The following is a 25637-nucleotide window of genomic DNA, read 5'->3' on the forward strand; positions in this document are numbered from 1 at the left end:
CTACTGCACCCTGATGCGTGGATTGAGATAGGCGTAGCCGACGTCCGAGATGAGCTGGGTGACCAGCACGATGAGCACCGACACCAGCGAGCAGCCCAGCAGCAGGTCGATGTCGTTGTTGCCGGCCGCCTCGACGAGCGTGTAGCCAAATCCCTGGTATCGGAACATCACCTCGACGATGACGACGCCGGTGAGCAGCCATGGAAACTGCAGCATGATGACGGTGAATGGCGCGATCAGCGCGTTGCGCAGTGCGTGCTTGACCACCACGCCGCCGAAGCTGAGCCCCTTCAGCCGCGCCGTGCGGATGTATTGCTGGGTCATCACCTCGACCATCGAGGCTCGCGTCATGCGGGCGATGTAGCCGATGCCGTAGATCGCCAGCGTCATCACCGGCAGCGTGAAATTGTAGAAGGTAACGCCCTGGCTCGCCGAGGCAGCCGAACCGTTCAGCCAGCCGAGCCATGAAGCAAAGATCACCGTGAAGATGACGCCCGACACATATTCAGGCGTCGCGGTGGTGGCGATGGAGGCGACCGATAGCGTGCGGTCTGTGCGCGAGCCCTCGCGCATGCCCGCCAGTATGCCGATCAGCAGCGAGATCGGCACCATGGTGGCCAGCACCCAGAACATCAGCACGGCGGTGGCGCCAAGCGCGGGGAAGAGTTTTGAGGAAACGGTGGCCTTGAACTTGGTCGAGCAGCCGAAGTCTCCCTGCAAGATGCCGGAATAGGCTTTCTCGACCGGATCGTTGCAAAAGGAGAAGCGCTGCACTGCCTTGCCCGTCGCCGGATCGGTGATCGGCTCTTTGGGGACGATGCCCAGCCACTGGCCGTAGCGCACGAAGAAATTCTGGCGATAGCCGTGCTTCACCAGCCAGCCCTCGAGCTGTTCGGCCGACGTGTGCATTTCGGTCTGGCTGATCGCCAGCTTCTTCAGGTTCGGTTCGAGATTGACGAGGAAGAACACGACCAGCGTCAGGCACAGCATCGTCAATGCCATTGTGCCCAGACGCCTTGCAACGAAAGACAACATTTGAGCCCCCTGCCGGTGGGGTTGGGGTCGGATGCGTTCAACCCTTGATTTTTTTGCACATGCCCAGGCGAAAAGTCACCCGTATTTTCAGGTCGACCCTTTTCAGCTGGGCATATGAGGAGGAAGGAGAGAGGGCGAACGGCCCTCTCTCCGACAACCGATCGATCACGCCTGATCGATCCAGACCTTGCCGAAATCATGTTCGTAGGTCGGGTGCATGGCGTGGTTCTTCACCTCGGGCTTGATGTTGATGTAGAGCTTGCGCCAGTAAGGCTGGATGATGATGCCGGAGTCCTGCAGCATCTGCTCGATGTCCTTCATCACCACCTTGCGCTTCTCGGCATCGGCAACGCCAAGCGCCTCGTTGACCTTCTTGTCGAACTCCGGATTGGCGTAACCGCTCTCGTTCCAGGCCTCGCCCGAACGGTAGGCGATCGCGATGACCTGGATGCCCAGCGGACGCATGTTCCAATTGGTTTCCGAGAATGGGTACTTGGTCCAGTCGTTCCAGAAGGTCGAGCTCGGCAGCACCGTGCGCTTCACCTTGATGCCGGCTTCGCGAAGCTGGGCGGCGATCGCGTCGGTGGTGTTCTTGTGGTAGTCCTCGTCGTTGCTGATCAGCTCGTGCTCGAAATCGGCCACGCCGGCTTCCTTGAGCATTTCCATGGCCTTGGCCGGATCGCGCTTGACCTTCGGCAGCTCCACATATTCCGGATGGATCGGGCAGACGTGGTGGTTTTCACCCACCGTACCGGCATTGCCGTAGCCGAGCTGCAGCACCGTCTCGTTGTCGACGGCGAGGCACAGCGCCTGACGGACCTTCTGGTCGTCGTACGGCTTGTTGTTGACGTTGAAGCGCGAGACGACGGTGGCCGAGGTCACGACTTCCGAAACGGGGGCGCCGACGCCTTCGAGGATCCTGACATAGTCGGCAGTCGTCTCGTGGTTGCAATGCACCTCGCCGGACTCGAAGGCTGCGACCGTCGCTGCCGGATCGGTTCCGTAGTCGATGAACTCGACGCCATCGAGATAGACGTCGCCCTGCCACCACTTGCCGGTTTCGCGGCGCTTGTAGACGACCTTCTGGCCGACGTCGTAGGAGACGAGCTCGAACGGGCCGGTGCCGATCGGGCAGTCCTTGAAGCTCCCGCCCTTCTCGTCGAAGGAGCTGTGCACGACGAGCGCCGGATAGTCGGTCAGGTTGGCAATGAGGGCGATGTCGGGCTTGCTCAGCTTCAGCTTGACGGTCATGTCGTCGACCTTGACGACCGAGCCTTCGCGCAGCTTCTTGGTTTCTTCGTCGGCGAGGCTGCCCAGGCGGCCCGGCATGGAGTTGCCTTCGGCGGTCTTGTCGGCCCAGCGGGTGAAATTATGGATCACGTCGTCGGCGGTGAACTTGTCGCCGTTGTTCCATTCGACGCCCGGCCGCACATGCAGCGTGTATTCGGTGGCGTCGTCATTGACTTCCCAGCTCTCGAGCAGATAGGGCTCGAAAGTATACTGGCGGGTATACTTCACCAGCGGCTCCAGCGCCTGGCGCTCGGCATTGGAGATTTCCGACCAGTCGGCCGTGCGCGGGTCCTTGGGGTCCTTGATGGACATGGCCACCTTGATGACGCCGCCCGTCTTCGGCTGCTCCTCGGCGCGGGCTGGCGTGGGGGCGGCAATACCGATCATACCGTAAGCCATGGCGGTCGAGGCGCCGAAGATACTTGCCAACGCTAGAAATTCACGACGGTCGAACTGGCCCGACTTCGCGCTCTCGGCGAGCTTGCGAATATGATCGGGCACAAGGTCCCCGTTACTCTTGTAGAACGTCATGTTTTTCTCCCATTATTTTTGGCTTTTCCGCCGATTAGCATTTCGCATCCGGCCTTCGATGTCAAAAGCCCAAGACGTCAACGCGGGAGCAAATGTGCAATTTTGATTGGGAGGCGGTTTTCGCGAATACGACAGCCATGGCGCAAAATTGGTAATGCGCGGCAATTTCGGTCGATTTTTTTCGCAGCTTGCAAGAATACGGCCATCACCGAAAAACAGCCAGCGCCAGACCGGGCTCATCGTGAGGCCACACAAGGCTTTGCGCATCCTGGCGTGCGCGCTTCGGCCGACACCACTAAAAAGTGTGGAAAGGGCCCGCAGACACTTTCCGATCGGTCACGACGCCTGCAAAGAAAATCGCCGCATGCTGCCCGGGCGGTCGATGCATGAATGACATGCGCAGCAGGTAAAGACCGGGTGATGACGGAGCCGTGTTGACAAGTAGTTTTGAAGCTTGATCAATGGTTTTTCGAGAAAGCACCAGCGTCCGGAGGGGACCTATGGCAATTCGCGCTGCTCGCATCTGGTCGACTTTCGCATTCCTTGCCTTGTTGCTGGTGCTGCCATGGTCAAGCCCCGCGCTTGCGGTGGACGCCCGCTCCATCGCCACCACCGAAAACAGCGACTATTTCGGCTTCGACCTCCGGTCCCAGCAGAACGTCTCGCTCGACCAGTGCAAGAGCACCTGCCTGGGCGACAGCGCCTGCCGCGCCTTCACCTACAACGTCAAGGCGAAGTGGTGTTTTCTGAAATCCGATTTCAGCCAGCTGAAGCCCTTCGCCGGGGCCGTCGCCGGCAAGGTGGTGCTGCGCGACAGCGCACCCGATATCGGCGCTCCGCCGGCGTTGTCGTTCTTCGCCGCGGGCATGGTGGATGAGGCGCGCCGTTTCCGCAGCGACCTGACCGATGGTTCCGTGGCCGTCGGCGAGGAAGGCCTCGCCGCCCTCACCGAGGCCGGGAAAGAGGCGATGCGCAACGGCGACCCGCGCACCGCCATGCAAAAGTTCACCTCCGCCGTCGCCACCACGCCCGACGACGGCGCGCTGTGGATCGAGCTTGCCCGCGCCATACTCGGCACGCCCCCGGTAAACGACGAGGAAACGGCCAAGCTCAAGCGAGACGCCACATCGGCCGCCTGGAACGGCTATCAGCTCTCCCGCAGCGCCATGGCGCGCGCCGAAGCACTGGCCGTGCTGGCCGTCGGGCTCGACAAGCGCGAGCTCTATCGCCCTGCCCTTAAGGCCTATGAGGCAAGCCTTGCGCTGAACGATTCAGCGTCGGTCCGGACCGACTATGAAGACCTAAAGGCGCGCAAGGGCTTCCGCATCGTCGACCATTCGGTCGACAACGACAGCACGTCCCCGCGCATCTGCGCCCAGTTTTCCGAGGAACTGGTCAAGACCGGCGTCGACTACACGACGTTCGTGAAGCTCGACGACGCCGCCCCCAAGGCGATCGAGGCCAAGGACAGGCAGATCTGCGTCGAGGGCCTGGAGCACGGCCGGCACTACAGCGTGACCTTCCGCGCCGGCTTGCCGGCGGCGGTTGGCGAAGCGCTGGCCGCGCCCGTGACGCTCTCGATCTATGTGCAGGACCGCTCGCCTTCCGTGCGCTTCACCGGCGACAGTTTTGTCCTGCCCGCCACCGCCCGGCGCGGTATCCCGCTGGTGACCGTCAACACGGCGACGGCCGACCTGGAATTGTTCCGCGTCGGCGACCGCTCGCTGGCTCAGCTTCTGTCCGGCTACCAGTTCCTGCGCCAGCTCGACGGCTACGACATCAGCAGCATCTCCGAGCAGATGGGCGAGCCGATCTGGGACGGCGAGATCGATATTCCGGGCAACGACCTCAACAAGGAGGTCACCACCAGCTTTCCCATCGACGAGGCGCTGCCCGATCGCAAGCCCGGCGTCTATGTGCTGACCGCGCGGCCCCAGGACGACCGCAGCGAAGACTACCAGCCCAAGGCCACGCAGTGGTTCGTCGTCTCCGACATCGGCCTGTCGACCTATACCGGCCAGGACGGGCTCAACGTCTTCGCCCGCTCGCTTGGCACCGCCCTGCCGCTTGCCGGCGTCGAGCTGACGCTGCTGGCCCGCAACAACGAAATCCTCGGCAAGGCCACGACGGGCGCGGAAGGCCGCGCCACCTTCACGCCGGGCCTGACGCGCGGCACGGGCGGCATGGTGCCGGCGGTGCTGATGGCCAGCCAGGGCGACAGCGACTTCGTCTTCCTCGACATGACCCGCGCCGGCTTCGACCTGTCCGACCGCGGCGTGACCGGCCGCGCCTCGCCCGGCGCGCTGGACGTCTATGCCTGGACCGAGCGCGGCATCTACCGCGTCGGCGAGGAGGTGCATGTGGCCGCCCTCGCTCGCGACGACGCGGCCAGGGCCGTGGAGAACCTGCCACTGACCTTCGTCTTCTCGCGGCCGGACGGCGTCGAAGATCGCCGCATCATCTCCGACGGCGGCAAGGCCGGCGGCCACGCCGTCGACCTCACGCTGCCGGCCAACGCCATGCGCGGCACCTGGAGCGTGGCGATCCACACCGACCCCAAGCAGCCGGCAGTTGCCACGCAGAATTTCCTGGTCGAGGATTTCGTGCCCGACCGCATCGAGTTCGATCTCACCAGCGACCACGGCGAGATCGCGGCCGGCGAGGCCGCCAGTGTCACCGTCGACGGCCGCTTCCTCTACGGCGCGCCGGCCGCTGGCCTTGCGCTCGAGGGCGAACTGACCGTCTCGACCAGGCGCGAATGGGACCGCTTCAAGGGCTTCTCCTTCGGGCTCGCCGACGAGCAGGAGGGCGAGGCGACGCAAGTTCCGCTGGCCGAGCTGCCGCCGGTGGGCGAGGACGGCAAGGCCACCTTCCCCGTCGCAGTCGATCAGGCACCCTCCACCACCCGCCTGCTCAATGCCGCCGTCACCGTGCGCATGCGCGAAAGCGGCGGCCGCGCTGTGGAGCGCGCGCTCGACATCGCGATCCGTCCGCAAGGCGACATGATCGGCATCCGGCCGGAATTTTCCGGCAACGAGGTGCCGCAGGGCTCGACTGCCAAGTTCAGCCTCATCGCCGCCAGCGCGCAGGGCGAACGCATGGCGCTGCACGGCGCGCATTGGTCGCTGGTCAAGATCGAGCGCAATTACCAATGGTATCGCAGCGGCAACAGCTGGAACTACGAGCCGGTGACCTTCACCCGCGCCATCGCCAGCGGCCAGCTCGACCTGGCCGCCGACAGCGAAGCCACCGTCACCGTGCCGGTCGACTGGGGTCGCTACCGGCTTGAGGTGGAGACGGCCGACCCGACCGGCCCGATGACCAGCTACGAATTCAACGCCGGCTGGTTCGTCGAGGCGACTTCGACCGAGACGCCGGACGGCCTGGAGATCGCGCTGGACAAGGACGCCTATGCTGCCGGCGAGACGGCCAAGCTGCAGGTGTCGCCACGCTTTGCCGGCGAGTTGCTGGTGACGGTGGGTGCCGACAGGCTGCTCAAGACCTTCACCGCCTCCGTGCCGGAAGGCGGTGCCACCGTCGACATCCCGGTTGACGGCGACTGGGGCGCGGGCGCCTATGTCACTGCCACCCTCTACCGGCCAGGCAACGCGCAGGGATCGCGCATGCCGGCCCGCGCCATCGGCGTGAAGTGGCTTGCGGTCACCCCGGGCGAGAAACAGCTTGGGGTCACGCTCTCGCCGCCGGAAAAGAGCGAGCCACGCCGTAGCCTGTCCATTCCCGTCGAGGTCACCGGTGCGTCCGCTGCAAGCGAGGCCTATGTGATGGTCGCGGCCGTGGACGTCGGCATCCTCAATCTCACCCGCTACCAGGCGCCCGACCCGGAAGGCTGGTTCTTCGGCCAGCGTCAGCTCGGGCTTGAACTGCGCGACCTCTACGGCCGGCTGATCGACGGTTCTCTCGGCATCACCGGCAAGCTGCGCACCGGCGGCGACGGCGGCAACATGGTCACCGAAGGCAGCCCGCCGACCGAGAAGCTTGTCGCCTTCTCCTCCGGCCCTGTGCAGCTCGACGGTGAGGGCAAGGCAACCGTCGAATTCGACCTGCCGCAGTTCAACGGCACGGTGCGCGTGATGGCCGTGGCCTGGACGAAGGAGGCCATGGGCCATGCCTCGACCGACGTGATCGTGCGCGATCCGGTGGTGATCACGGCCAGCCTGCCGCGCTTCCTGACGCCGGGCGACCAGGCGACGATGCGCCTCGACATCGCCAACACCGATGCGCCAGACGGCGACTACGTCCTCTCGATCGAGCCGAGCAGCAACCTCGCGACCGAGGCCGGCTCGGCTCCCGGCAAGGTGACGTTGACCGCCGGCAAGCGCCAGTCGCTGACCGTGCCGATTACCGCCCAGGCGACCGGCGAAGCGGGCCTTACCATCCGCCTCGCCAACGACAGCGGCGTTAGCGTCGAGCAGAATCTGTCATTGCCGGTGCGCCGGGCCGAGCTGCCGGTCACCACGCGCACCGTCGTGGACCTGGCGGCCAATGGCGGCAGCCTGCGCATCGATCGCGAGCTTCTGGCCGCGAGCCTGCTCGACGGCGCCTATGTCAGCGTCGGCGTCTCGTACGCCTCGGCCTTCGACGTGCCGTCGCTTTTGATGACGCTCGACCGCTATCCCTATGGCTGCGCCGAGCAGACCACCAGCCGGGCACTGCCCCTGCTCTATCTCAGCGAACTGGCGCAAAGCGCAGGCATGGCGGACGACCCGGACCTGCGCCGGCGCATCCAGGAGGCCGTCTACCACGTGCTCAACAACCAGTCCTCCTCGGGCAGTTTCGGCCTGTGGGGACCGGGCTCGGGCGACCTCTGGCTCGACGCCTATGTCACCGACTTCCTGACGCGGGCGCGCGAAAAGAACTACGACGTGCCGCGCGAGGCCATGCTCTTGGCGCTGGACAACCTGCAGAATTCGCTGTCCTACGACCTCGACCTGCGGGACCGCGGCAGCGACATCGCCTATGCGCTCTATGTGCTGGCCCGCAACAAGAAGGCCTCGATCGGCGACCTGCGCTACTATTCCGACACGCAGCTCGACGCGTTCTCGAGCCCCATGGCGGTCGCGCAGCTCGCCGCCAGCCTCGCGCTCTATGGCGACCAGCCGCGCTCGGAAGCCGCATTCCGCTCCGCGCTGACGCTGGCCAAGGCCACCGAGCACGACTACGCCCGCTCCGACTACGGCTCGCGCCTGCGCGACGGCGCCGCCATGCTGGCGCTTGCCGCCGAAAGCCGGCCGGCACCCAAGGTGGTGCCGGAACTCGTCGGCCTCGTCACTACCGAGCGCAAGGCCGCCAGCTATCTCAGCACGCAGGACCAGGCCTGGATGCTTCTGGCCGCCCGTGCGCTGAGGGCCAACAACGACGCCATCCAGCTCACCGTCAACGGTACGCCGCATGGTGGCGCCTATTCCGAACGGATCGACGGGAGCGCGCTGGTCGACAATCCGCTGGTCATCGCCAATACCGGCAGCGACCCGGTGCAGGCGGTGGTGACCGCCGTGGCCGCACCCGCGCAGGCGCTGCCCGCCGGCGGCGACGGTTTCGAGATCGAGCGCACCTACTATACGCTCGACGGCTCGGAGGCGAACGTCACCAGCGTGAAGCAGAACGAGCGTTTCGTGGTGGTGCTGAAGGTCGACCAGTCGAACGACTGGCCCTCGCGCGTGCTGGTGACCGACCTGCTGCCGGCCGGCTTCGAGATCGACAATCCGGGGCTGGTGTCCAGCGCCGACCTCGGCAACTTCCCCTGGCTGGACCGGACGGAAGCCGCCCATCTCGAGTTCCGCGACGACCGCTTCGTCGCGGCCTTCGACCGGCAGGCGGGAGACGCAAGCCAGATCACGCTGGCCTATGTGGTGCGCGCGGTGACGCCGGGCCTCTATGCCCATCCGGCCGCAAGCGTCGAGGACATGTACCGGCCGCAATATTCGGCCCGCACCTCGACCGGCATGATGGAGGTGGCGGCGCCGTAGCCATGAGCGCGTTTCGCAAGCTGGCATTCTGGGGCGCGGCCGCCATCGGCCTCGCCACGATCGCGGCCGGCGCTCTCTACGCCCTCGACCGCGCCTATCCGCCCCCTCTCCCCGCACGCCTCACCGTCTCGACGGAAGTGCTAGACCGCGACGGCGCGCTTCTGCGCGCCTATGCGACGCCGGATGGGTTTTGGCGGCTCGATACCCGTCTCGACCGGGTCGATCCGCAATTTGTAAAAATGCTGATCGCCTATGAGGACAAGCGCTTCTTCGACCATGACGGCGTCGACCCGCTGGCGCTCCTGCGCGCGGCAAAGCAGTTCGCCGGCAATCGCCGCATCGTTTCCGGCGGCTCCACGCTCTCCATGCAGCTGGCGCGGCTGATCGAGCCGCGTGCAAGCCGCAGCTTCGGCTCCAAGCTGTTGCAGGTGCTGCGCGCCTTCCAGATCGAGCGGCGGCTGTCAAAGGCCGAGATCCTCGAACGCTACCTGACGCTTGCGCCCTATGGCGGCAATCTCGAAGGCGTGCGCGCGGCCAGCCTCGCCTATTTCGGCAAGGAGCCGCGCCGCCTCACCGTCTCGGAAGCGGCCCTGCTGGTCGCCCTGCCCCAGTTGCCCGAACGCCGCCGCCCCGACCGCAACCGCGACGTGACGGAAGCAGCTCGGGATCGCGTGCTGGCGCGCATGGTGACGGCTGGCGTGCTGAACGAGCCGGAGGCCGCCCGCGCCTCTGGAGAGCCAGTGGCCGGCACCCGCCTCGCCCTGCCTTCCCTCGCCGCCCATGTCGCCGACACCGCCTTGCGCAAGTCACCGTCCGAAAGCCGGCACAAGCTGACCTTGAGCAAGCGCGTGCAGGAAGGGCTGGAAGCCGTGGCCAGGAATGCCGCCGAGAGGCTGGGGCCGCGCATTTCCGTCGCCATGGTGCTGGCCGATGCCAGCAACGGCGAGATCCTCGGCGAGGTCGGCTCGGCCGACTATTTCGACGGCGGCCGCTCCGGCTGGATCGACATGACGCGCGCCGTGCGTTCGCCGGGCTCGACGCTAAAGCCTTTCATCTATGGGCTGGCGATGGAACAGGGCCTCGTCGCGCAGGAGACGCTGATCGAGGACCGCCCGGCCGACTTCTCCGGCTACCGCCCGCGCAATTTCGACATGAGCTATCAGGGCGATGTCAGCGTGCGCCAGGCGCTGCAGCTGTCACTCAACGTGCCGGCCGTGCGTCTGCTCGACGCGGTGGGCCCGGCGCGGCTGACGGCGCGCTTCCGCCAGGCGGGCGTGACGCCGGTGCTGCCCAAGGGGGAAGCGCCGGGGCTGGCGATAGGGCTCGGCGGCGTGGGCGTATCGCTCCGCGATCTCGTGCAGCTCTATACCGGGCTCGCCAATGGCGGAAAGGCGCGCACGCTGCGCGACGGCACCGAAGCCGGGCCGATCGAAAACAGCGGCGGCACCATCCTCGGCGAGCAGGCGACATGGCAGATCGCCGACATATTGTCGGGCGTGAGGCCGCCGGAAGGGGCGTCCCCGCGTGGCATCGCCTACAAGACCGGCACCTCCTACGGCTATCGCGACGCCTGGTCAGTTGGCTTCGACGGACGCCACGTGCTGGGCGTGTGGGTGGGCCGGGCGGATGCCGGCTCCGTGCCCGGGCTGTCAGGCTATGCGTCCGCCGCCCCTATCCTGTTCGAAGGCTTTGCCAAGTCCGGCCTTGCCGCCGTACCGCTCGGCCGCGCGCCGGCCGGCGCCTTCCGCACCGCCCGCGCCGACCTGCCGGTGACGCAGGAGCGCTTTTCGCCCGCGCCCGACGGGCTCGTGGCAGTTGCTCCGACCGAGCCGGCGCCGCAGATCGTCTTCCCGCCCGACGGCGCGCATGTCGACCTCGCCGCCGCTTCGAACGACGCTTCGCCGCTGGTGCTGAAGCTGCAGGGCGGCCGCGCGCCCTTCCGCTGGCTGGCCAACGGCAAACCTCTTGAAGAACCTTCCCGCCGCCGCACCGCCACCTGGCAGCCCGACGGCACCGGCTATTCAACGCTGACCGTCATCGACGCCGCCGGCCGCGCGGCAAGCGTGAAGGTGTTCGTGGAGTGAGGATCGGGGCGCGGCCTGCAGAAGGCCACCCTTGTCCTGATATTGCCCGTCGTGCGCCCCCCCGCGGGAACCGAAGCAACCCTGCCCCGTTGATGCCGCTTCTCCCCGCCGGGAAAATAATTCCGTCCCGGCCAAGCGCCGAAGTGAGGAAAATTGCCGCGGCGCGCAAAATTTGGCACGAACCGCCGCATGCAAACTCCACCAAATCGATAGAGTATGCTTGTTCAACGGAGGCAGACATGACTCAATTTCGACCGCGTTTCCTTCTTGCCGGCCTCCTCGCCGGTGCGGTGCAGTTCGGAGTATTCGGCTTTGCATTCGCCGACACGACGATCCTGAACGTGTCCTACGACCCGACCCGCGAACTCTACAAGGACTACAACGACGCCTTCGCCAAGCACTGGAAGGCCGAGACCGGCGAGACGGTGACGATCCGCACCTCGCATGGCGGCTCCGGCAAGCAGGCGCGCGCCGTGATCGACGGGCTCGACGCCGACGTGGTGACGCTGGCGCTTGAAGGCGACATCGACGCCATCGCCGACAAGACCAAGAAGATCGCGCCCGACTGGCGCGGCAAGCTGCCCAACAATTCCGCGCCCTACACCTCGACCATCGTCTTCCTCGTCCGCAAGGGCAATCCCAAGGACATCAAGGATTGGGGCGACCTGGTGAAGGACGACCTCCAGGTCATCACGCCGAACCCGAAAACCTCCGGCGGCGCGCGCTGGAATTATCTGGCTGCCTGGGCCTGGGCGCACAACCAGTTCGGCGGCGACGAGGCCAAAATCAAGGATTACATCGCCAACCTCTACAAGCATGTGCCGGTGCTCGACACAGGCGCGCGCGGCGCGACCGTGACCTTCGCCGAGCGCGGCCTGGGCGACGTGCTGCTGGCCTGGGAGAACGAGGCCTATCTGGCGCTCGACGAATTCGGTGCCGACCAGTTCGACATCGTCATCCCGCCCTCCTCCATCCTCGCCGAGCCGCCGGTGGCCGTCGTCGATGGTAATGTCGACGCCAAGGGCACCCGCAAGGTGGCCGAAGCCTATCTCGACTATCTCTATTCGGAGGAAGGCCAGCGCATCGCCGCCAAGCACCACTACCGGCCCTCCAAGCCGGAGCTGGTTCCGGCCGAGGACCTGCAAAAGCTGCCAGAGCTCAAGCTCGTCAGCATCGACGATCCGATCTTCGGCGGCTGGAAGAAGGTGCAGCCCGAACATTTCGGCGATGGCGGTATCTTCGACCAGCTCTACAAGCCGGGCCAGTAACAGCCCCTGAAAAGCCTTCCCCTGCCGGGGCGCCTGACGCGGCATCCACAAAGCTGCGTCATCCGCCTCGGCAGGGCATGTTATGATAGTGCCACGGCAAAGTGGCCGACGCGAAAAAGAACGGGAACATATGACCACAGCGCCCGCCGAAGCAGGGTGGAGATTCAGGCTGCCAAGCGTCATTCCGGGTTTCGGGGTGACCCTCGGCTTTTCGCTCACCTACCTCACGCTCATCATCCTCATCCCCCTGTCAGGGCTGGTCTGGCACACGGCAGCATTGGGCTGGGCCGATTTCTGGGCCATCGCCACCGACCGACGCACGATCAGCGCACTGCAGGTCAGCTTCGGAACGGCCTTGATCGCCGCCGCCGTCAACGTCGTCTTCGGCACGCTGGTGGCCTGGGTGCTGGTGCGCTATCGCTTTCCCGGCCGGCGCGTCATCGACGCCATGGTCGACCTGCCCTTCGCCCTGCCAACGGCGGTGGCCGGCATCGCGCTGACCTCGCTTTATGCGCCCAAGGGCTGGGTCGGAAGCCTGCTCGCCCCGCTCGGCATCAAGGTGGCCTATACGCCGCTTGGCATCGTGATCGCGCTGATCTTCATCGGCCTGCCCTTCGTGGTGCGCACGGTGCAGCCCATCATCGAGGAGATCGACAGGGAGGTCGAGGAAGCCGCCGCAACGCTGGGCGCCAACCGTTTCCAGACCATCACGCGTGTGCTGCTGCCCGGCCTCGCGCCGGCCATCGTCACCGGCTTCGCGCTCGCCTTCGCACGCGGCGTGGGGGAATACGGCTCGGTGATCTTCATCGCCGGCAATCTGCCCTATGTATCGGAAATCGCGCCGCTTCTGATCATCATCCGGCTGGAGGAATACCACTACGCCGCCGCGACTGCGATCGCCACGATCATGCTGGCGATCTCCTTCCTGATGCTGCTGGTCATCAACCTGATCCAGTCCTGGAGCCGCAAGCGCTATGGTTGATCTCTCCTTCACCGCGGCGGCCGACGCCCGTGAAGCCCGCGCCACCGGTGTCAGCGAAAGCCGCGCCACGCGCTGGGTACTGATGGCGCTGGCCTTCGCCTTCCTCGCCGTCTTTCTGCTGCTTCCGCTGGTCCTGGTCTTTGCCGAGGCCTTCAAGCGCGGCTGGGGACCCTATTTCGACACGCTTGTCGATCCCGATACGATCTCCGCGATCCGCCTGACCTTGCTGGTGGCGGCAATCGCCGTGCCGCTCAACCTCGTCTTCGGCGTGGCCGCCGCCTGGGCGATCGCCAAGTTCGAGTTCAAGGGCAAGGCGTTCCTGATCACGCTGATCGACCTGCCTTTCTCGGTCTCACCGGTGATTTCGGGCCTAGTCTATGTGCTGCTGTTCGGCGCCAGCAGCCTGCTCGGCCCCTGGCTGAAGGGCCACGGCATCGAAATCCTGTTCGCGGTGCCCGGCATCGTGCTGGCAACCATGTTCGTGACATTCCCCTTCGTGGCGCGCGAACTGATCCCGCTGATGCAGGACCAGGGCAGCGGCGACGAGGAGGCAGCCCTGTCGCTCGGCGCCAATGGCTGGCAGACCTTCTGGTACGTCACGCTGCCCAACATCAAATGGGGCCTGCTCTACGGCGTGCTTCTGTGCAATGCGCGCGCCATGGGCGAGTTCGGCGCCGTGTCGGTGGTGTCGGGCCATATTCGCGGCCTCACCAACACCATGCCGCTGCATGTCGAGATTCTCTACAACGAATACAACGCCGTCGGCGCCTTCGCCGTAGCCTCGCTGCTGGCGGGGCTCGCGCTGGTGACGCTGGTGCTGAAAACCATTCTTGAAATCCGCTACGGCCATGCAATCGCCGCCAGCCGCGGACATTGACAAGCGCATTTGGGGGACAAGGATAATTTCATGGAAGTTCGCGTTGCCAATGTACGCAAGGAGTTCGACCGTTTTCCGGCGCTCCACGACGTTTCGCTGGACATCAAGTCGGGCGAACTTATCGCGCTCTTGGGACCGTCCGGCTCCGGCAAGACGACGCTGCTGCGCCTCATCGCCGGGCTGGAAAAACCGACGCGCGGAAAGATCTATTTCGGCGACGAGGACGCTTCGCAGCGCACCATCCAGGAGCGCAATGTCGGCTTCGTCTTCCAGCACTATGCGCTGTTCCGGCACATGACGGTGGCCGACAATATCGGCTTCGGCCTGAAGGTCCGCCCCGGCGCCACGCGCCCGAGCAAGGCCGAGATCAGCCGCCGCGCCTCCGAGCTTTTGGACCTCGTGCAGCTTTCCGGGCTGGATAAGCGCTATCCGGCGCAGCTGTCCGGCGGCCAGCGGCAGCGGGTGGCGCTGGCGCGTGCCATGGCGATCGAGCCCAGGGTGCTGCTGCTGGACGAGCCCTTCGGCGCGCTCGACGCCCAGGTGCGGCGCGAGCTGCGCCGCTGGCTGCGCGAGATCCACGACGCCACCGGCCACACCACCGTCTTCGTGACCCATGACCAGGAAGAAGCGCTGGAGCTGGCCGACCGCGTCGTGGTCATGAGCCAGGGCCGCATCGAGCAGGTCGGCACCGCCGACGAGGTTTACGACACGCCCAACTCGCCGTTCGTCTACGGCTTCATCGGCGAATCCAGTTCGCTGCCGGTCAAGATCGAGGATGGGCAGCTCTGGGTCGCCGACCGGCCGATCGGGCTTTCGGCACCCGACGCGCCGGACGGTAAGGCGACCCTCTATTTCCGTCCGCACGATGTCGAGTTGCTCGACGGCTGCAGCGGCTGCATCGCCGGCACGGTGGCGGCCAGCCGCCGCGTGGCCGGCACGCGGCGCGTGGAACTGGAGATTGGCGGAGGGCGGCAACAGGTGGAGATCGAGCTGCCCATCGAGCACCCGGCCGCGCAGAAAAGCCGCGTCGCCTTCCGGCCGCGCCGGTGGAAGGTGTTTCCGGCGGCGTGAGGATTCTCACTGCACGTCAAAGTTCTGGACGGGCTTTGGCCTCGTCAAGGTCGAGGCATGGGTCCCCGGAACCTCCGCACTTCGCTGCGCTCGTGCTCCGGCCCGAGGACGACGGAAGTTTATTGTCTCCCGCCTAGCCTCCAGCGTCGCTCTGCGGCGACCTGGGCTCAGGCTGCCTGAGCTCCGGCTATCTGAGCTCCGGCGTCGAACTCCGGCGTCGGCGATTTGGGCGGGCCGTTCCTCTTTCCGTCGTCCTCGGGCCGGAGCACGAGCGCAGCGAAGTGCGGAGGTTCCGGGGACCCATGCCTCGGCATAGCCATCGGCGCGACGGGTCGAGAATTCCTCCCTGCAGCAGACGGCTGATTGAAACGGTCTGGCCTCTCCGCACTCGGCCGGTGGCGACCTCCGCCATCAAAGGAGAGCGAAAGCTTTGCACACTACGCAGCCCGCGAAACCCAGCGCCCAAAGCGGAAAGTGGAAGCCAGCGCGTACCCATCTTCCCAACGCCCAAAACCGCTTGCCACATTGATGTGGCCGGCATTGCCGAGGTCGACCAGGCCGCTGCCCCAGATGCCGGCATAGGCGCGCGCCGTGTCAAACTCCATGTATCCGTCGTTGCGGCTGGCGACCAGGATCGACGGAAACGGCAGCCGCCGGCGCGGCATCGGTCCGAAGTCGATGAGGCCGGGGTGCTTGCGGTTGGTCACGTCGATGTCGCAGGGCGCGACCAGCACGGCGGCCGCCACATGCTCGGCAGCTGGCCGTCCCGCGAGCCGCGCAGCCAGGATGCAGCCCAGGCTGTGGGCGACGAGGATGGCACCCGGATTGGCGATGAGCTCGCTTTCGAGATTGTAGAGCCAGTCTTCCAGCACCGGCTCGCCCCAATGCTCCTGGGCGACCAGCAGAGCATCGTCGTGGTCGGCCAGCCAGTGGCTCTGCCAATGGTCCTCGCCGGAGCCATTGAAGCCGGGGATTATCAAGGTGGTTGTCATGCATCACTCCTCTGGCCACCGCCGGGATTTTCGCGGGATAGACGCCCGCCTCATGAAACGCCCCCATTCTAGGCAGCCCATCCGCCCCATGCAGGACCGCGCTTTTCGTATTTTGAGCGATAGCTAAAACACTTTCCGGGTCGGCACGACGGAGGCGAAATCAGATTCTGCGGAAAAGATTTTTGGGCACGCGGCCAAAATTCCGCGTTACGCAGCGTGACTTCCGTCCTCTGGAAATAATTTTCCAATCACGGCGGACCGCAGGCCCCAGCCTTTCCCCTGCTGCCACGCAACGGGGGCGGCCATTCCTCGCGGGCGGCGCCCCCGCTCGCTAGTTTGCTCCCGATACCGGACACCACGCAGTGTATTGATTCTGGAGTTGATTGAAATGAGACGTTTCCTGCTCGTCGGCGCGGCCATTGCCAGCCTGCTCTCCGCCCCCGCCTCGGCCCTTGCCGCCGACAAGCTGCTCAACGCCTCCTACGACGTGGCGCGCGAACTGTTCGTGGACGTCAACAAGGCCTTCGTCGCCCAGCATCCGGGCGTCACCATCGACCAGTCGCATGCCGGCACTTCCAAGCAGGCCCGCGCCATCGTGGAAGGGCTGGAGGCCGACGTGGTGACCTTCAACCAGGTCACCGACATCGACTTCCTGGTCAAGAACGGCTTTGTCTCCGAAGACTGGAAGAAGGACTTTCCGAACCAGGCGTCGCCCTTCTATTCGCTGCCCTCCTTCCTGGTGCGCGCCGGCAACCCCAAGAACATCAAGGACTGGAACGATCTCGTCCGCGACGACGTGAAGGTCGTCTTCCCGAACCCGAAGACCTCGGGCAACGCCCGCTACACCTATCTGGCCGCCACGGCCTATGCCCGCGAGGCCTTCAACGGCGACGAGCAAAAGGTGAAGGAATTCATTTCCAACCTGTTCGGCAACGTGCCGGTGTTCGACACCGGCGGCCGCGCCGCCACCACCACCTTCGTGGAGCGCGCCATCGGCGACGTCCTGATCACCTTCGAGTCCGAGACCACCGGCATCCGCAAGGAATTCGGCGAGGACAAGTACGAGCAGGTCACGCCCTCGGTCAGCCTGCTGGCCGAATTCCCGGTCGCCATCGTCGACAAGGTGGCGGACAAGCAGGGCTCGCGCGAGCTGGCGAAATCCTACCTCGACTTCCTCTACACGCAGGAGGGCCAAAAAATCCTGGCCGAGCACGGCAACCGCGTGCGCGACGAAAACGTCGCGGCCGAGTTCAAGGACAAGTTCCCCGAGGTTCGCCTCGTGACCGTCGAGGACGTGTTCGGTGGCTGGGACAAGGTGCAGGCCGAGCACTTCGCCTCCGGCGCCCTGCTGGACCAGATCTACGGCGAACGTTGACCTGACAGCTTTGCTGCTGTTCAAGGGCGGAAAGCCGGCATAGCCCGGCTTTCCGTCTTTCCATATCGACAATTTCGGAAGGCTTCTTCGTGCAACGACGTGTCCTGCCGGGCCTGCATCTGACGCTCGGGCTCACGCTGCTCTATGTCTCGATCATCGTCGTGCTGCCGCTCGGCGCGTTGGTCTACAAGGCGGCGAGCCTCGGCTTCACCGATTACTGGCGCATCGTTTCCTCCGGCCGCGCGGTGGCGAGCTACCGCGTGACGGTGCTGTGCGCGCTCGCCGCGACGGCCTTCAACCTGGTCTTCGGCTTCGCGCTCGCCTGGGTTCTGGTGCGCTATCGTTTCCCCGGCCGGCGCTTCGTCGATGCGCTGGTGGACCTGCCCTTCGCGCTGCCCACGGCCGTCGCCGGCATTGCGCTGACCGCGCTTTTTGCGCCCAACGGCTGGTTCGGCGCGTATCTGGCCAAGGTCGGCATACAGGTCGCCTACACGCCGCTCGGCATCATGATCGCCATGGCCTTCACCAGCCTGCCCTTCATCGTGCGCACCATCCAGCCTGTGCTGGAAGACCTCGACCCGGCGCTGGAAGAGGCCGCGCAGTCGCTCGGCGGCTCGGACAGCGCGATCTTCCGCAAGGTGATCCTGCCGCTTCTGACACCAGCCCTGCTGGCCGGCATCTCACTCGCCTTCGCCCGCAGCCTGGGCGAATTCGGCGCCATCATCTTCATCGCCGGCAACCAGCCGTTCCAGACCGAGATCACCGCGCTGCTGACCTTCATCCGGCTCGAGGAATACGACTATCAGGCGGCGGCGGCGATTGCCTCGGTGCTCTTGATAACCGCCTTCGCGATGCTGGCAGTGACCAACCTCCTGCAGGCGCGCGCGCTGCGCCACACGCAAAGGGCCTAAAACCATGAGCGCAAGCACAGCCAAAAAGCCGCCGCGCGTCGGCGACAACCCCGCCTTCCGCCGCGCCTTGATCGCCATCGTGCTGGTGGTGACGGCGTTCTTCGTCGTGGCGCCGCTGGTCGTCATCGGCGTGGAGGCCTTTTCGCAGGGCTGGGCGGTCTACGCCGCCGCGATTGCCTATCCCGACACGTTGCACGCCATCCTCCTGACGCTGGTGACGGCGCTGATCGCGGTGCCGGTCAACACCGCCTTCGGCGTCGCCGCCGCCTGGGCGATCACAAAATTCGACTTCTGGGGCCGGCGCTTCCTGCTGATCGTTATCGAGATCCCGTTCTCGATCTCGCCCATCGTCGCGGGCGTGGCCTATCTCTTCGTCTACGGCCTGCAGGGGTTGTTCGGCCATGCGCTGCAAGCGGCCGACATAAAGATCCTGTTCGCGCTGCCGGGCATCGTGCTTGCCTCGATGTTCGTGACCGCGCCCTTCGTGGCGCGCGAACTGATCCCGCTGATGCAGGCGCAGGGCCGCGATCTGGAAGAGGCCGCCACCTCGCTCGGCGCCTCGGGCTGGCGCACTTTCTTCTCGGTCACGCTGCCCAACATCCGCTGGGCGCTGCTCTATGGCGTGGTGCTGTGCAACGCGCGCGTGATGGGCGAGTTCGGCGCAGTCTCGGTCGTGTCCGGCAACATCCGCGGCCAGACCAACACCATGCCGCTGCATATCGAGCTGCTCTATCACGACTACCAATCCGCCGGCGCCTTTGCCGTCGCCTCGATCCTCGCCGTGCTGGCGGTGGTGACGCTGGTGGCCAAGGTCCTGCTAGAGCGGCGGGGTGCCGGTCGCGGCGCCCGCCGCCCCGCGCTCGCCGCGCCGAAAGCCGCAGCGGTCATCCCCCAACTCGCCTCGGAGAAAACGACGTGAAAATCCGCCTCGACACTGTCGTCAAGACGTTCGACACGTTCCGCGCCGTGCATGGCGTGTCGCTGGAAATCGAAAGCGGCGAGCTGGTGGCACTGCTGGGCCCCTCGGGTTCGGGCAAGACGACCATACTGCGCATGGTTGCCGGGCTCGAATATGCCGACAGCGGCAAGATCCATTTCGGCGACGTCGACGCCACCGACATTCCCGTTCGCGACCGCGGCGTCGGCTTCGTGTTCCAGCACTATGCGCTGTTCCCGCACATGACCGTGGCCGAAAACGTCGCCTTCGGCATGAAGGTGTCGAAGGTCAAGCGCAGCAAGCAGGAAATTGCCGCACGCGTGGCCGAACTGCTGCGACTGGTCAAGCTCGACGGGCTCGGCGAGCGCTTCCCCTCGCAGATCTCCGGCGGCCAGAGGCAGCGCGTGGCGCTTGCCCGCGCGTTGGCCGTGGACCCGAAGGTGCTGCTGCTCGACGAGCCCTTCGGCGCTCTGGATGCCAATGTGCGCCGCGACCTGCGCCGCTGGCTGCGCGAGATCCACGACGAGCTCGGCATCACCACGCTCTTCGTCACCCACGATCAGGAAGAGGCGCTCGACCTAGCCGACCGCGTCGTCATTCTGAAGGACGGCGACATCGTGCAGCAAGGCACGCCGGAAGAGGTGTGCCGAGAGCCGAACTCGCCCTTCGTCATGAGCTTTCTGGGCGACACCAACCGCCTGCCGGCCACCGTGGTGAACGGTGAGGCGAAGATCGGCGCAGCCACCCTCCCCGCGCCCGGCGTGGGGGACGGCAAGGCGGAAGTGTTCCTGCGCCCAGGCGACCTCGACTGGACCGCCGACGGCGGCGGCGTGGCGGCGAAGATCCTGCGCGTCATCGACCATCCGGGCGGACGGCGGCTACTGGTGGCGCCCGACCAGGGCGATGTGCTGGAGCTGGACGTCGCACCGGAAACCAGGGCACGCGCGGGCGACGCGGGCTTCGTGACGGTGCGGCGCGGACGCGTTTTCGCCGCCTGACGCGTCTCTGGTCACCGGCCGAGGAAAACCGTCGAAAAGTCACGGAACATCAACGAGTTTGCGCTTGTCTATCATGGCACCCGACCTTAAGGCAGGTGGAGGTGCTTCGCGGAGCATGACCCGTCATGATTTGCACACAAACGATCGCCACATGCGGTGGCGGATTTGCGATGAGTTGTCCCCGGCATGCTCACTAAAAAAGGCAAATACGGCCTCAAGGCCCTCGTGCACCTCTCTGGGCTCCCGGTCGGCCAATTGGCCTTCGTCAACGACATCGCAGTTGCCAACAACATCCCGAAGAAATTCCTCGACGCCATCCTCGGCGAGTTGCGCAATGCCGGCTTCGTGCAGAGCCGCAAGGGCAAGGACGGCGGCTACCGCCTCGCCCGTCCGGCGTCCGAGATCAAGATTGGCCACGTCGTGCGCGTGCTCGACGGCCCACTGGCGCCGATCCCCTGCGCCAGCCGCACCCAGTATCAGCGCTGCGACGATTGTGACGAGGCCACCTGCCAGGTCCGCCACATGATGCTGGAAGTCCGCCAGGCCATCGCCGAGGTGCTGGACAACCGCAGCCTCGCCTCGATGCGTGACGCCGACAACGACGACCTCCTGGTAAACGTCAAATATCGCGTCTGATCGACGCCGGCGCAACTCGGCGGCGCCACGAATGCCTCAACTCATGTGCATCGTGCCGCCCGCGCGACTCGCGCTGGACGCGATCTATGAGTTTGATTGAGCTTGCGCCTTCTTTTTCGTCCTCACCCGCCGATGAGGCCGCACACCAAAGCCACGGTGAACCCGACCGCGAGAAGGAAGATGAGCGTTTCGACGCCGAAACGGATTCTGGAGCGTTGCGGCGCCAAGGACCGGCGAACGCTATGCCATTTGGCAGCTGACAGGCTACGAGACATTCAGACCTCCGTAGGTTACGAATAGTCTATGTCTTTTGTAGACTTTGTCGATTGCGATTTTTTTGTGGCGAACAGAATTCGCCTTCCAAAAATCGCCAAATCAAGGAATTTTTTTCCAAAATTTTGACAATTTTGAAAACAGATCGAATCCGCTAGCTTCTGAGCCTCTCTACGCACAGCGCCCTCAAGAGCAGCGCGGCATGGGCATAGGTGACCTGGTCTTCTGACAATTCCGAGGCCGAGGCACCGGCAATGTCGCGGACCGCATCCAGCGTGCGGACGGGCAAGATGTCGGTACAGGTTCGCATCCGGCCGAATACCGCGCTGATAAAAACCGGGCTGCCTTCGAAATCGACGGACGGTTCAGGAGTCCCGACAGCCCACCCCTCATACGCCTCCAGCGCGTCGTGAAACGCCTGGTGCAGCATGGTCGGCGCGTGGCCTTCATAAAGCGGGGGTAACAAGGTGGGCATGTCTATCTCCTCCGAATGTCCATCTCGCAGCTCGCGTCTGCGTTTGGGCTCCCTTGTCGGTGATCTCGAAAAAAAATTTTCGCATCGTCACAATCGCGGACAATAGCTCAAAACGACAGGAAAAGCTGTCTGAATTTGTCGTGGCGACAGGAACGATCCCGCGCCCGAGGCATTGGCGCCATAAAATTTCTGTCTACCCCGAAGGGGGCTGCCGGGCGCCGCGCCGCAGGGCCGCCCGCGCCGGTTGGAGGGGTTGATTGCCGCCCGAGCCGGTGGAATGAATGACGCTATCGAGTGTCTTGGCCAACCGGAACCGGGAGGAATTGGCCGCATGACCGAGCACGCACCGCTCAGCCTTCACGTGCCCGAACCGGAGGTTCGCCCCGGCGGCACACCAGACTTCTCCAACGTCCCCATCCCCAAGGCCGGCTCCGTGCCCCGCCCTGAAATCGACGTCGATCCCAGGGAAATCCGCGACCTCGCCTACTCCATCATCCGCGTGCTGAACCGCGAAGGCGAGGCCGTAGGCCCCTGGGCCGGCACGCTGACCGACGAGGAGCTCTTGGCAGGCCTGCGAGATATGATGACATTGCGCACCTTCGATGCCCGCATGCTGATGGCGCAGCGGCAGGGCAAGACCTCATTCTACATGCAGCACATGGGCGAGGAAGCGGTGAGCTGCGCCTTCCGCAAGGCGCTGAACCCGGGCGACATGAACTTTCCGACCTATCGCCAGGCCGGCCTGCTGATCGCGGGCGGCTATCCGATGGTCGACATGATGAACCAGATTTTTTCCAACGAGCGCGACCCACTGAAGGGCCGCCAACTGCCGGTCATGTACTCGTCGAAGGAGCACGGCTTCTTCTCGATCTCAGGCAACCTGACCACGCAATATATCCAGGCGGTCGGCTGGGCGATGGCATCGGCCATCAAAAACGACACGAAGATCGCTGCAGGCTGGGTGGGCGACGGCGCCACCGCCGAGAGCGACTTCCACGCAGCACTCGTGTTCGCCTCCACCTACAAGGCGCCGGTCATCCTCAACATCGTCAACAACCAGTGGGCGATCTCCACCTTCCAAGGCATAGCCCGCGGCGGCTCCGGCACATTTGCGGCGCGCGGGCTGGGCTTCGGCATCCCGGCGCTACGCGTCGACGGAAACGACTATCTCGCCGTGCACGCGGTGGCCAAATGGGCAGCCGAACGCGCGCGCAGCAATCTGGGGCCGACGCTGGTGGAATATGTCACCTACCGCGTCGGCGCGCATTCGACCTCGGACGATCCGTCCGCCTACCGGCCCAAGGAGGAATCGGCGGCCTGGCCGCTGGGCGATCCGGTGCTGCGGCTGAAGAACCACCTCATCCTCAAGGGCGCGTGGTCCGAAGAGCGCCACAAGCAGGCCGAGGCCGAAATCCTCGACGCCGTCATTGCCGCGCAGAAGGAAGCCGAGAGCCACGGCACGCTGCATGCGGGCGGCAAACCCTCCACGCGCGACATGTTCGAAGGCGTCTATGCCGAGATGCCGCCGCATCTGCGGCGGCAGCGGCAGGAAGCGGGGGTGTAGCTCATGGCCAGAATGACCATGATCGAGGCGATCCGCAGCGCCATGGATGTGTCGATGGCGCGCGACGACACCGTCGTCGTCTTCGGCGAGGATGTCGGCTATTTCGGCGGTGTGTTCCGTTGCACGCAAGGGCTGCAGCAGAAATACGGCAAGACCCGCTGCTTCGATGCGCCCATCAGCGAAGCCGGCATCGTGGGGGCAGCCATCGGCATGGCGGCCTACGGCCTGCGCCCCTGCGTGGAGGTGCAGTTCGCCGACTATGTCTACCCCGCCTACGACCAGATCGTCTCGGAGGCGGCGCGCCTGCGCTACCGCTCCAATGGCGAATTCACCTGCCCCATCGTGGTGCGCATGCCCACCGGCGGCGGCATTTTCGGTGGCCAGACCCACAGCCAGAGCCCGGAAGCGCTGTTCACCCACGTTTCCGGGCTGAAGGTGGTGGTGCCGTCGAACCCTTATGACGCCAAGGGGCTGTTGATCGCCTCCATCGAAGACCCCGACCCGGTGATCTTCCTGGAGCCGAAGCGGCTTTACAACGGCCCCTTCGACGGCCACCACGAAAGGCCCGTCACGCCATGGTCCAAGCACCCGCTGGGCGAAGTGCCTGACGACCATTTCGTCGTGCCGCTCGGCAAGGCATCGGTGCGCCGCGAAGGCTCGGAGTTGACCATCCTGGCCTATGGCACCATGGTCTATGTGGCGGAAGCGGCGGCCGAGGAAAGCGGCATCGACGCTGAGATCATCGACCTGCGCACGCTGCTTCCGCTCGACCTCGACACCATCGTCGCCTCGGTGAACAAGACCGGCCGCTGCGTGATCGTCCACGAGGCTACACTCACATCCGGCTTTGGCGCGGAACTGGCGGCACTGGTGCAGCAGCACTGCTTCTACCATCTCGAGGCGCCCATTGCCCGCGTAACCGGCTGGGACACGCCCTACCCGCATGCGCAGGAGTGGGAGTATTTTCCCGGCCCAGCCCGCCTCGGGCAGGCCATGCGCGAAACCATGGAGGCGTGAGCATGGCCGAGCACGTCATAAAGCTTCCCGACGTCGGCGAAGGCGTGGCCGAAGCCGAGCTTGTGGAATGGCACGTCAAGGTCGGCGACCTCGTGCGCGAGGACACGCTGCTCGCCGCCGTTATGACCGACAAGGCGACCGTCGAGATCCCCTCGCCCGTCCATGGCGAGATCACCTGGCTGGGCGCGGAGGTCGGCGACGTTATCGCCGTCGGTTCGCCGCTGATCCGGTTGAAGGTGGAGGGGGGAGCGGCTGAAGAGCCAAGCGCAGCCGAAGCTCCAAAAACTGTAGAAGCGGCAAAGCCCGAGCCTGCCGCCAAGCTGGCAGAGGGCACAGAGGCAAAGCCAGCCGCGCCGGTTGCCGCTCCCGCTGCGTCCGCGCCAAAACCGGCTCCGACAAACGGCCGCAACCATTTTGCGGCCCGCCCCCAGTTCGCCGCGCCGCGCGCCGAGGGCGAAAAGCCGATAGCAGCACCTGCCGTGCGCCTGCGCGCGACCGAAGCGGGCATCGACCTACGCCAGGTTCCGGGCACTGGCCCGGCCGGCCGCATCACCCATGAAGACATCGACGCCTTCCTGGCGCGTGGCCCGCAGATCCCCCCCGCCCCGGCGCCCGGCCTCATCCGGAACACGACGGTGGAGGACATCAAGGTGGTCGGCCTGCGCCGACGCATCGCCGAGAAGATGGCGGTGGCGAAGTCGCGCATCCCGCACATCACCTATGTCGAGGAAATCGACGTCACCGCACTGGAAGATCTGCGCGCGGCGCTCAACAAGCAAAAGCGCGCCGACCAGCCGAAGCTGACACTACTGCCCTTCCTGATGCGGGCGATGGTGAAGGCCATTGCCGACCAGCCCAATGTCAACGCCATCTTCGACGACGAGGCGGGTGTGGTGCATCAATATGGCGGCGTGCATATCGGCATCGCCACGCAGACTCCGGGCGGCCTGATGGTGCCCGTGGTGCACCATGCCGAGGCGCGCGACATCTGGGATTGCGCGGCTGAAGTGAGCCGCCTGGCCGATGCCGCCAAGGCAGGCACGGCCACGCGCGAGGAGCTTTCGGGCTCGACCATCACCATCACTTCGCTCGGCGCCATGGGTGGCGTCGTCACCACACCGGTCATCAACCATCCGGAAGTGGCGATCGTCGGCGTCAACAAGATCATGGTGCGGCCCGTATGGGACGGCACGCAGTTCATTCCGCGCAAGATGATGAATCTCTCCTCCAGCTTCGACCACCGCGTGGTGGACGGCTGGGATGCCGCAGTTTTCATTCAGCGCATCAAGACGCTGCTGGAGACGCCGGCGCTGATTTTCGTCGAGGGCTGAGCC

Annotated in this window: 19 protein-coding genes; 15 read left to right on the forward strand and 4 right to left on the reverse strand. The window is 65.3% G+C overall.

The genetic code is table 11. The annotated features are described in order from the left end of the window. Together ABLE85_RS07190 and ABLE85_RS07195 are read right to left on the reverse strand one after the other, a co-directional pair. The gene (locus ABLE85_RS07190; protein ID WP_348792006.1) at window positions 1-1035 is read right to left on the reverse strand and encodes an ABC transporter permease; all 1035 of its coding nucleotides are present in this window, start codon (window positions 1033-1035) and stop codon (window positions 1-3) included. Window positions 1036-1200: 165 nt separating this feature from the next. Continuing rightward, complete coding sequence (locus ABLE85_RS07195) at window positions 1201-2856, reverse strand: ABC transporter substrate-binding protein (protein WP_348792007.1); 1656 nt, start codon at window positions 2854-2856, stop codon at window positions 1201-1203. 500 nt (window positions 2857-3356) lie between these two features. On the opposite strand from ABLE85_RS07195, the gene ABLE85_RS07200 reads away from it, so the two are divergent. From ABLE85_RS07200 to ABLE85_RS07225, 6 genes are all read left to right on the forward strand, one after another. Beyond that, a complete protein-coding gene (locus ABLE85_RS07200) occupies window positions 3357-8843 on the forward strand; it encodes an alpha-2-macroglobulin family protein (RefSeq protein ID WP_348792008.1) in 5487 nt (1828 codons plus the stop codon). Window positions 8844-8845: 2 nt separating this feature from the next. Further along, window positions 8846-10927 carry a penicillin-binding protein 1C gene (gene pbpC / locus ABLE85_RS07205; protein WP_348792009.1) on the forward strand — a complete coding sequence of 694 codons (2082 nt, stop codon included), beginning with the start codon at window positions 8846-8848 and terminating at the stop codon, window positions 10925-10927. Window positions 10928-11166: 239 nt separating this feature from the next. Beyond that, window positions 11167-12195 carry a sulfate ABC transporter substrate-binding protein gene (locus tag ABLE85_RS07210; RefSeq protein ID WP_348792010.1) on the forward strand — a complete coding sequence of 343 codons (1029 nt, stop codon included), beginning with the start codon at window positions 11167-11169 and terminating at the stop codon, window positions 12193-12195. A gap of 130 nt (window positions 12196-12325) precedes the next feature. Next, window positions 12326-13177 (forward strand): sulfate ABC transporter permease subunit CysT, encoded by an 852-nt coding sequence (gene cysT, locus ABLE85_RS07215; RefSeq protein WP_348792011.1) that lies wholly within the window; start codon window positions 12326-12328, stop codon window positions 13175-13177. Next, window positions 13170-14054 (forward strand): sulfate ABC transporter permease subunit CysW, encoded by an 885-nt coding sequence (gene cysW, locus ABLE85_RS07220; RefSeq protein WP_348792012.1) that lies wholly within the window; start codon window positions 13170-13172, stop codon window positions 14052-14054. Before cysT (ABLE85_RS07215) ends, cysW (ABLE85_RS07220) begins: the two co-directional genes overlap by 8 nt. A gap of 30 nt (window positions 14055-14084) precedes the next feature. Beyond that, on the forward strand, window positions 14085-15125 hold the full coding sequence (locus ABLE85_RS07225; RefSeq protein WP_348792013.1) for a sulfate/molybdate ABC transporter ATP-binding protein: 1041 nt from the start codon (window positions 14085-14087) through the stop codon (window positions 15123-15125). Between the two features lie 437 nt (window positions 15126-15562). Here ABLE85_RS07225 and ABLE85_RS07230 read toward each other — a convergent pair whose 3' ends face one another. Beyond that, a complete protein-coding gene (locus ABLE85_RS07230) occupies window positions 15563-16117 on the reverse strand; it encodes an alpha/beta fold hydrolase (RefSeq protein WP_348792014.1) in 555 nt (184 codons plus the stop codon). Window positions 16118-16505: 388 nt separating this feature from the next. Between ABLE85_RS07230 and cysP the strand changes: the two genes are divergently transcribed. The 6 genes from cysP (at window position 16506) to ABLE85_RS07260 (ending at window position 21234) form a co-directional block, all read left to right on the forward strand. Further along, window positions 16506-17492: a thiosulfate ABC transporter substrate-binding protein CysP gene (gene cysP / locus ABLE85_RS07235; RefSeq protein WP_348792015.1), complete on the forward strand. Its 987-nt coding sequence runs from the start codon at window positions 16506-16508 to the stop codon at window positions 17490-17492. 89 nt (window positions 17493-17581) lie between these two features. Then, complete coding sequence (cysT, locus tag ABLE85_RS07240) at window positions 17582-18403, forward strand: sulfate ABC transporter permease subunit CysT (RefSeq protein ID WP_348792016.1); 822 nt, start codon at window positions 17582-17584, stop codon at window positions 18401-18403. A gap of 4 nt (window positions 18404-18407) precedes the next feature. Beyond that, window positions 18408-19322, forward strand: coding sequence for a sulfate ABC transporter permease subunit CysW (gene cysW, locus ABLE85_RS07245; protein WP_348792017.1), 915 nt, complete (start codon window positions 18408-18410; stop codon window positions 19320-19322). Next, on the forward strand, window positions 19319-20338 hold the full coding sequence (locus ABLE85_RS07250) for a sulfate/molybdate ABC transporter ATP-binding protein (RefSeq protein WP_348792018.1): 1020 nt from the start codon (window positions 19319-19321) through the stop codon (window positions 20336-20338). Before cysW (ABLE85_RS07245) ends, ABLE85_RS07250 begins: the two co-directional genes overlap by 4 nt. A 186-nt stretch (window positions 20339-20524) precedes the next feature. Next, window positions 20525-20974, forward strand: coding sequence for an Rrf2 family transcriptional regulator (locus ABLE85_RS07255; RefSeq protein ID WP_348792019.1), 450 nt, complete (start codon window positions 20525-20527; stop codon window positions 20972-20974). An 86-nt stretch (window positions 20975-21060) separates the two neighbouring features. Then, window positions 21061-21234, forward strand: coding sequence for a hypothetical protein (locus ABLE85_RS07260; protein WP_348792020.1), 174 nt, complete (start codon window positions 21061-21063; stop codon window positions 21232-21234). A gap of 167 nt (window positions 21235-21401) precedes the next feature. Here ABLE85_RS07260 and ABLE85_RS07265 read toward each other — a convergent pair whose 3' ends face one another. Then, complete coding sequence (locus ABLE85_RS07265) at window positions 21402-21722, reverse strand: hypothetical protein (RefSeq protein ID WP_348792021.1); 321 nt, start codon at window positions 21720-21722, stop codon at window positions 21402-21404. Window positions 21723-22053: 331 nt separating this feature from the next. On the opposite strand from ABLE85_RS07265, the gene ABLE85_RS07270 reads away from it, so the two are divergent. Genes ABLE85_RS07270 through ABLE85_RS07280 form a run of 3 tightly spaced genes read left to right on the forward strand, consistent with a single transcriptional unit; the run spans window position 22054 to window position 25634 of the window. Continuing rightward, window positions 22054-23286, forward strand: coding sequence for a 3-methyl-2-oxobutanoate dehydrogenase (2-methylpropanoyl-transferring) subunit alpha (locus ABLE85_RS07270; RefSeq protein ID WP_348792022.1), 1233 nt, complete (start codon window positions 22054-22056; stop codon window positions 23284-23286). A 3-nt stretch (window positions 23287-23289) separates the two neighbouring features. Beyond that, entirely contained in the window at window positions 23290-24303 is a 1014-nt protein-coding gene (locus ABLE85_RS07275; RefSeq protein ID WP_348792023.1) for an alpha-ketoacid dehydrogenase subunit beta, read from the forward strand. Between the two features lie 2 nt (window positions 24304-24305). Then, on the forward strand, window positions 24306-25634 hold the full coding sequence (locus tag ABLE85_RS07280; protein WP_348792024.1) for a dihydrolipoamide acetyltransferase family protein: 1329 nt from the start codon (window positions 24306-24308) through the stop codon (window positions 25632-25634). Window positions 25635-25637 lie beyond the last annotated feature (3 nt).

The sequence above is a fragment of the Mesorhizobium sp. KR1-2 genome, from assembly GCF_040045035.1.
Classification (GTDB): Bacteria; Pseudomonadota; Alphaproteobacteria; order Rhizobiales; family Rhizobiaceae; genus Pseudaminobacter.

Coding starts and splice junctions, on each gene's coding strand:
- ABLE85_RS07190 (WP_348792006.1), bottom strand. CDS start 1,035: ATGTTGTCTTTCGTTGCAAGGCGTCTGGGCACAATGGCATTGACGATG.
- ABLE85_RS07195 (WP_348792007.1), bottom strand. CDS start 2,856: ATGACGTTCTACAAGAGTAACGGGGACCTTGTGCCCGATCATATTCGC.
- ABLE85_RS07200 (WP_348792008.1), top strand. CDS start 3,357: ATGGCAATTCGCGCTGCTCGCATCTGGTCGACTTTCGCATTCCTTGCC.
- pbpC (WP_348792009.1), top strand. CDS start 8,846: ATGAGCGCGTTTCGCAAGCTGGCATTCTGGGGCGCGGCCGCCATCGGC.
- ABLE85_RS07210 (WP_348792010.1), top strand. CDS start 11,167: ATGACTCAATTTCGACCGCGTTTCCTTCTTGCCGGCCTCCTCGCCGGT.
- cysT (WP_348792011.1), top strand. CDS start 12,326: ATGACCACAGCGCCCGCCGAAGCAGGGTGGAGATTCAGGCTGCCAAGC.
- cysW (WP_348792012.1), top strand. CDS start 13,170: ATGGTTGATCTCTCCTTCACCGCGGCGGCCGACGCCCGTGAAGCCCGC.
- ABLE85_RS07225 (WP_348792013.1), top strand. CDS start 14,085: ATGGAAGTTCGCGTTGCCAATGTACGCAAGGAGTTCGACCGTTTTCCG.
- ABLE85_RS07230 (WP_348792014.1), bottom strand. CDS start 16,117: ATGACAACCACCTTGATAATCCCCGGCTTCAATGGCTCCGGCGAGGAC.
- cysP (WP_348792015.1), top strand. CDS start 16,506: ATGAGACGTTTCCTGCTCGTCGGCGCGGCCATTGCCAGCCTGCTCTCC.
- cysW (WP_348792017.1), top strand. CDS start 18,408: ATGAGCGCAAGCACAGCCAAAAAGCCGCCGCGCGTCGGCGACAACCCC.
- ABLE85_RS07255 (WP_348792019.1), top strand. CDS start 20,525: ATGCTCACTAAAAAAGGCAAATACGGCCTCAAGGCCCTCGTGCACCTC.
- ABLE85_RS07260 (WP_348792020.1), top strand. CDS start 21,061: ATGAGTTTGATTGAGCTTGCGCCTTCTTTTTCGTCCTCACCCGCCGAT.
- ABLE85_RS07265 (WP_348792021.1), bottom strand. CDS start 21,722: ATGCCCACCTTGTTACCCCCGCTTTATGAAGGCCACGCGCCGACCATG.
- ABLE85_RS07270 (WP_348792022.1), top strand. CDS start 22,054: ATGACCGAGCACGCACCGCTCAGCCTTCACGTGCCCGAACCGGAGGTT.
- ABLE85_RS07275 (WP_348792023.1), top strand. CDS start 23,290: ATGGCCAGAATGACCATGATCGAGGCGATCCGCAGCGCCATGGATGTG.
- ABLE85_RS07280 (WP_348792024.1), top strand. CDS start 24,306: ATGGCCGAGCACGTCATAAAGCTTCCCGACGTCGGCGAAGGCGTGGCC.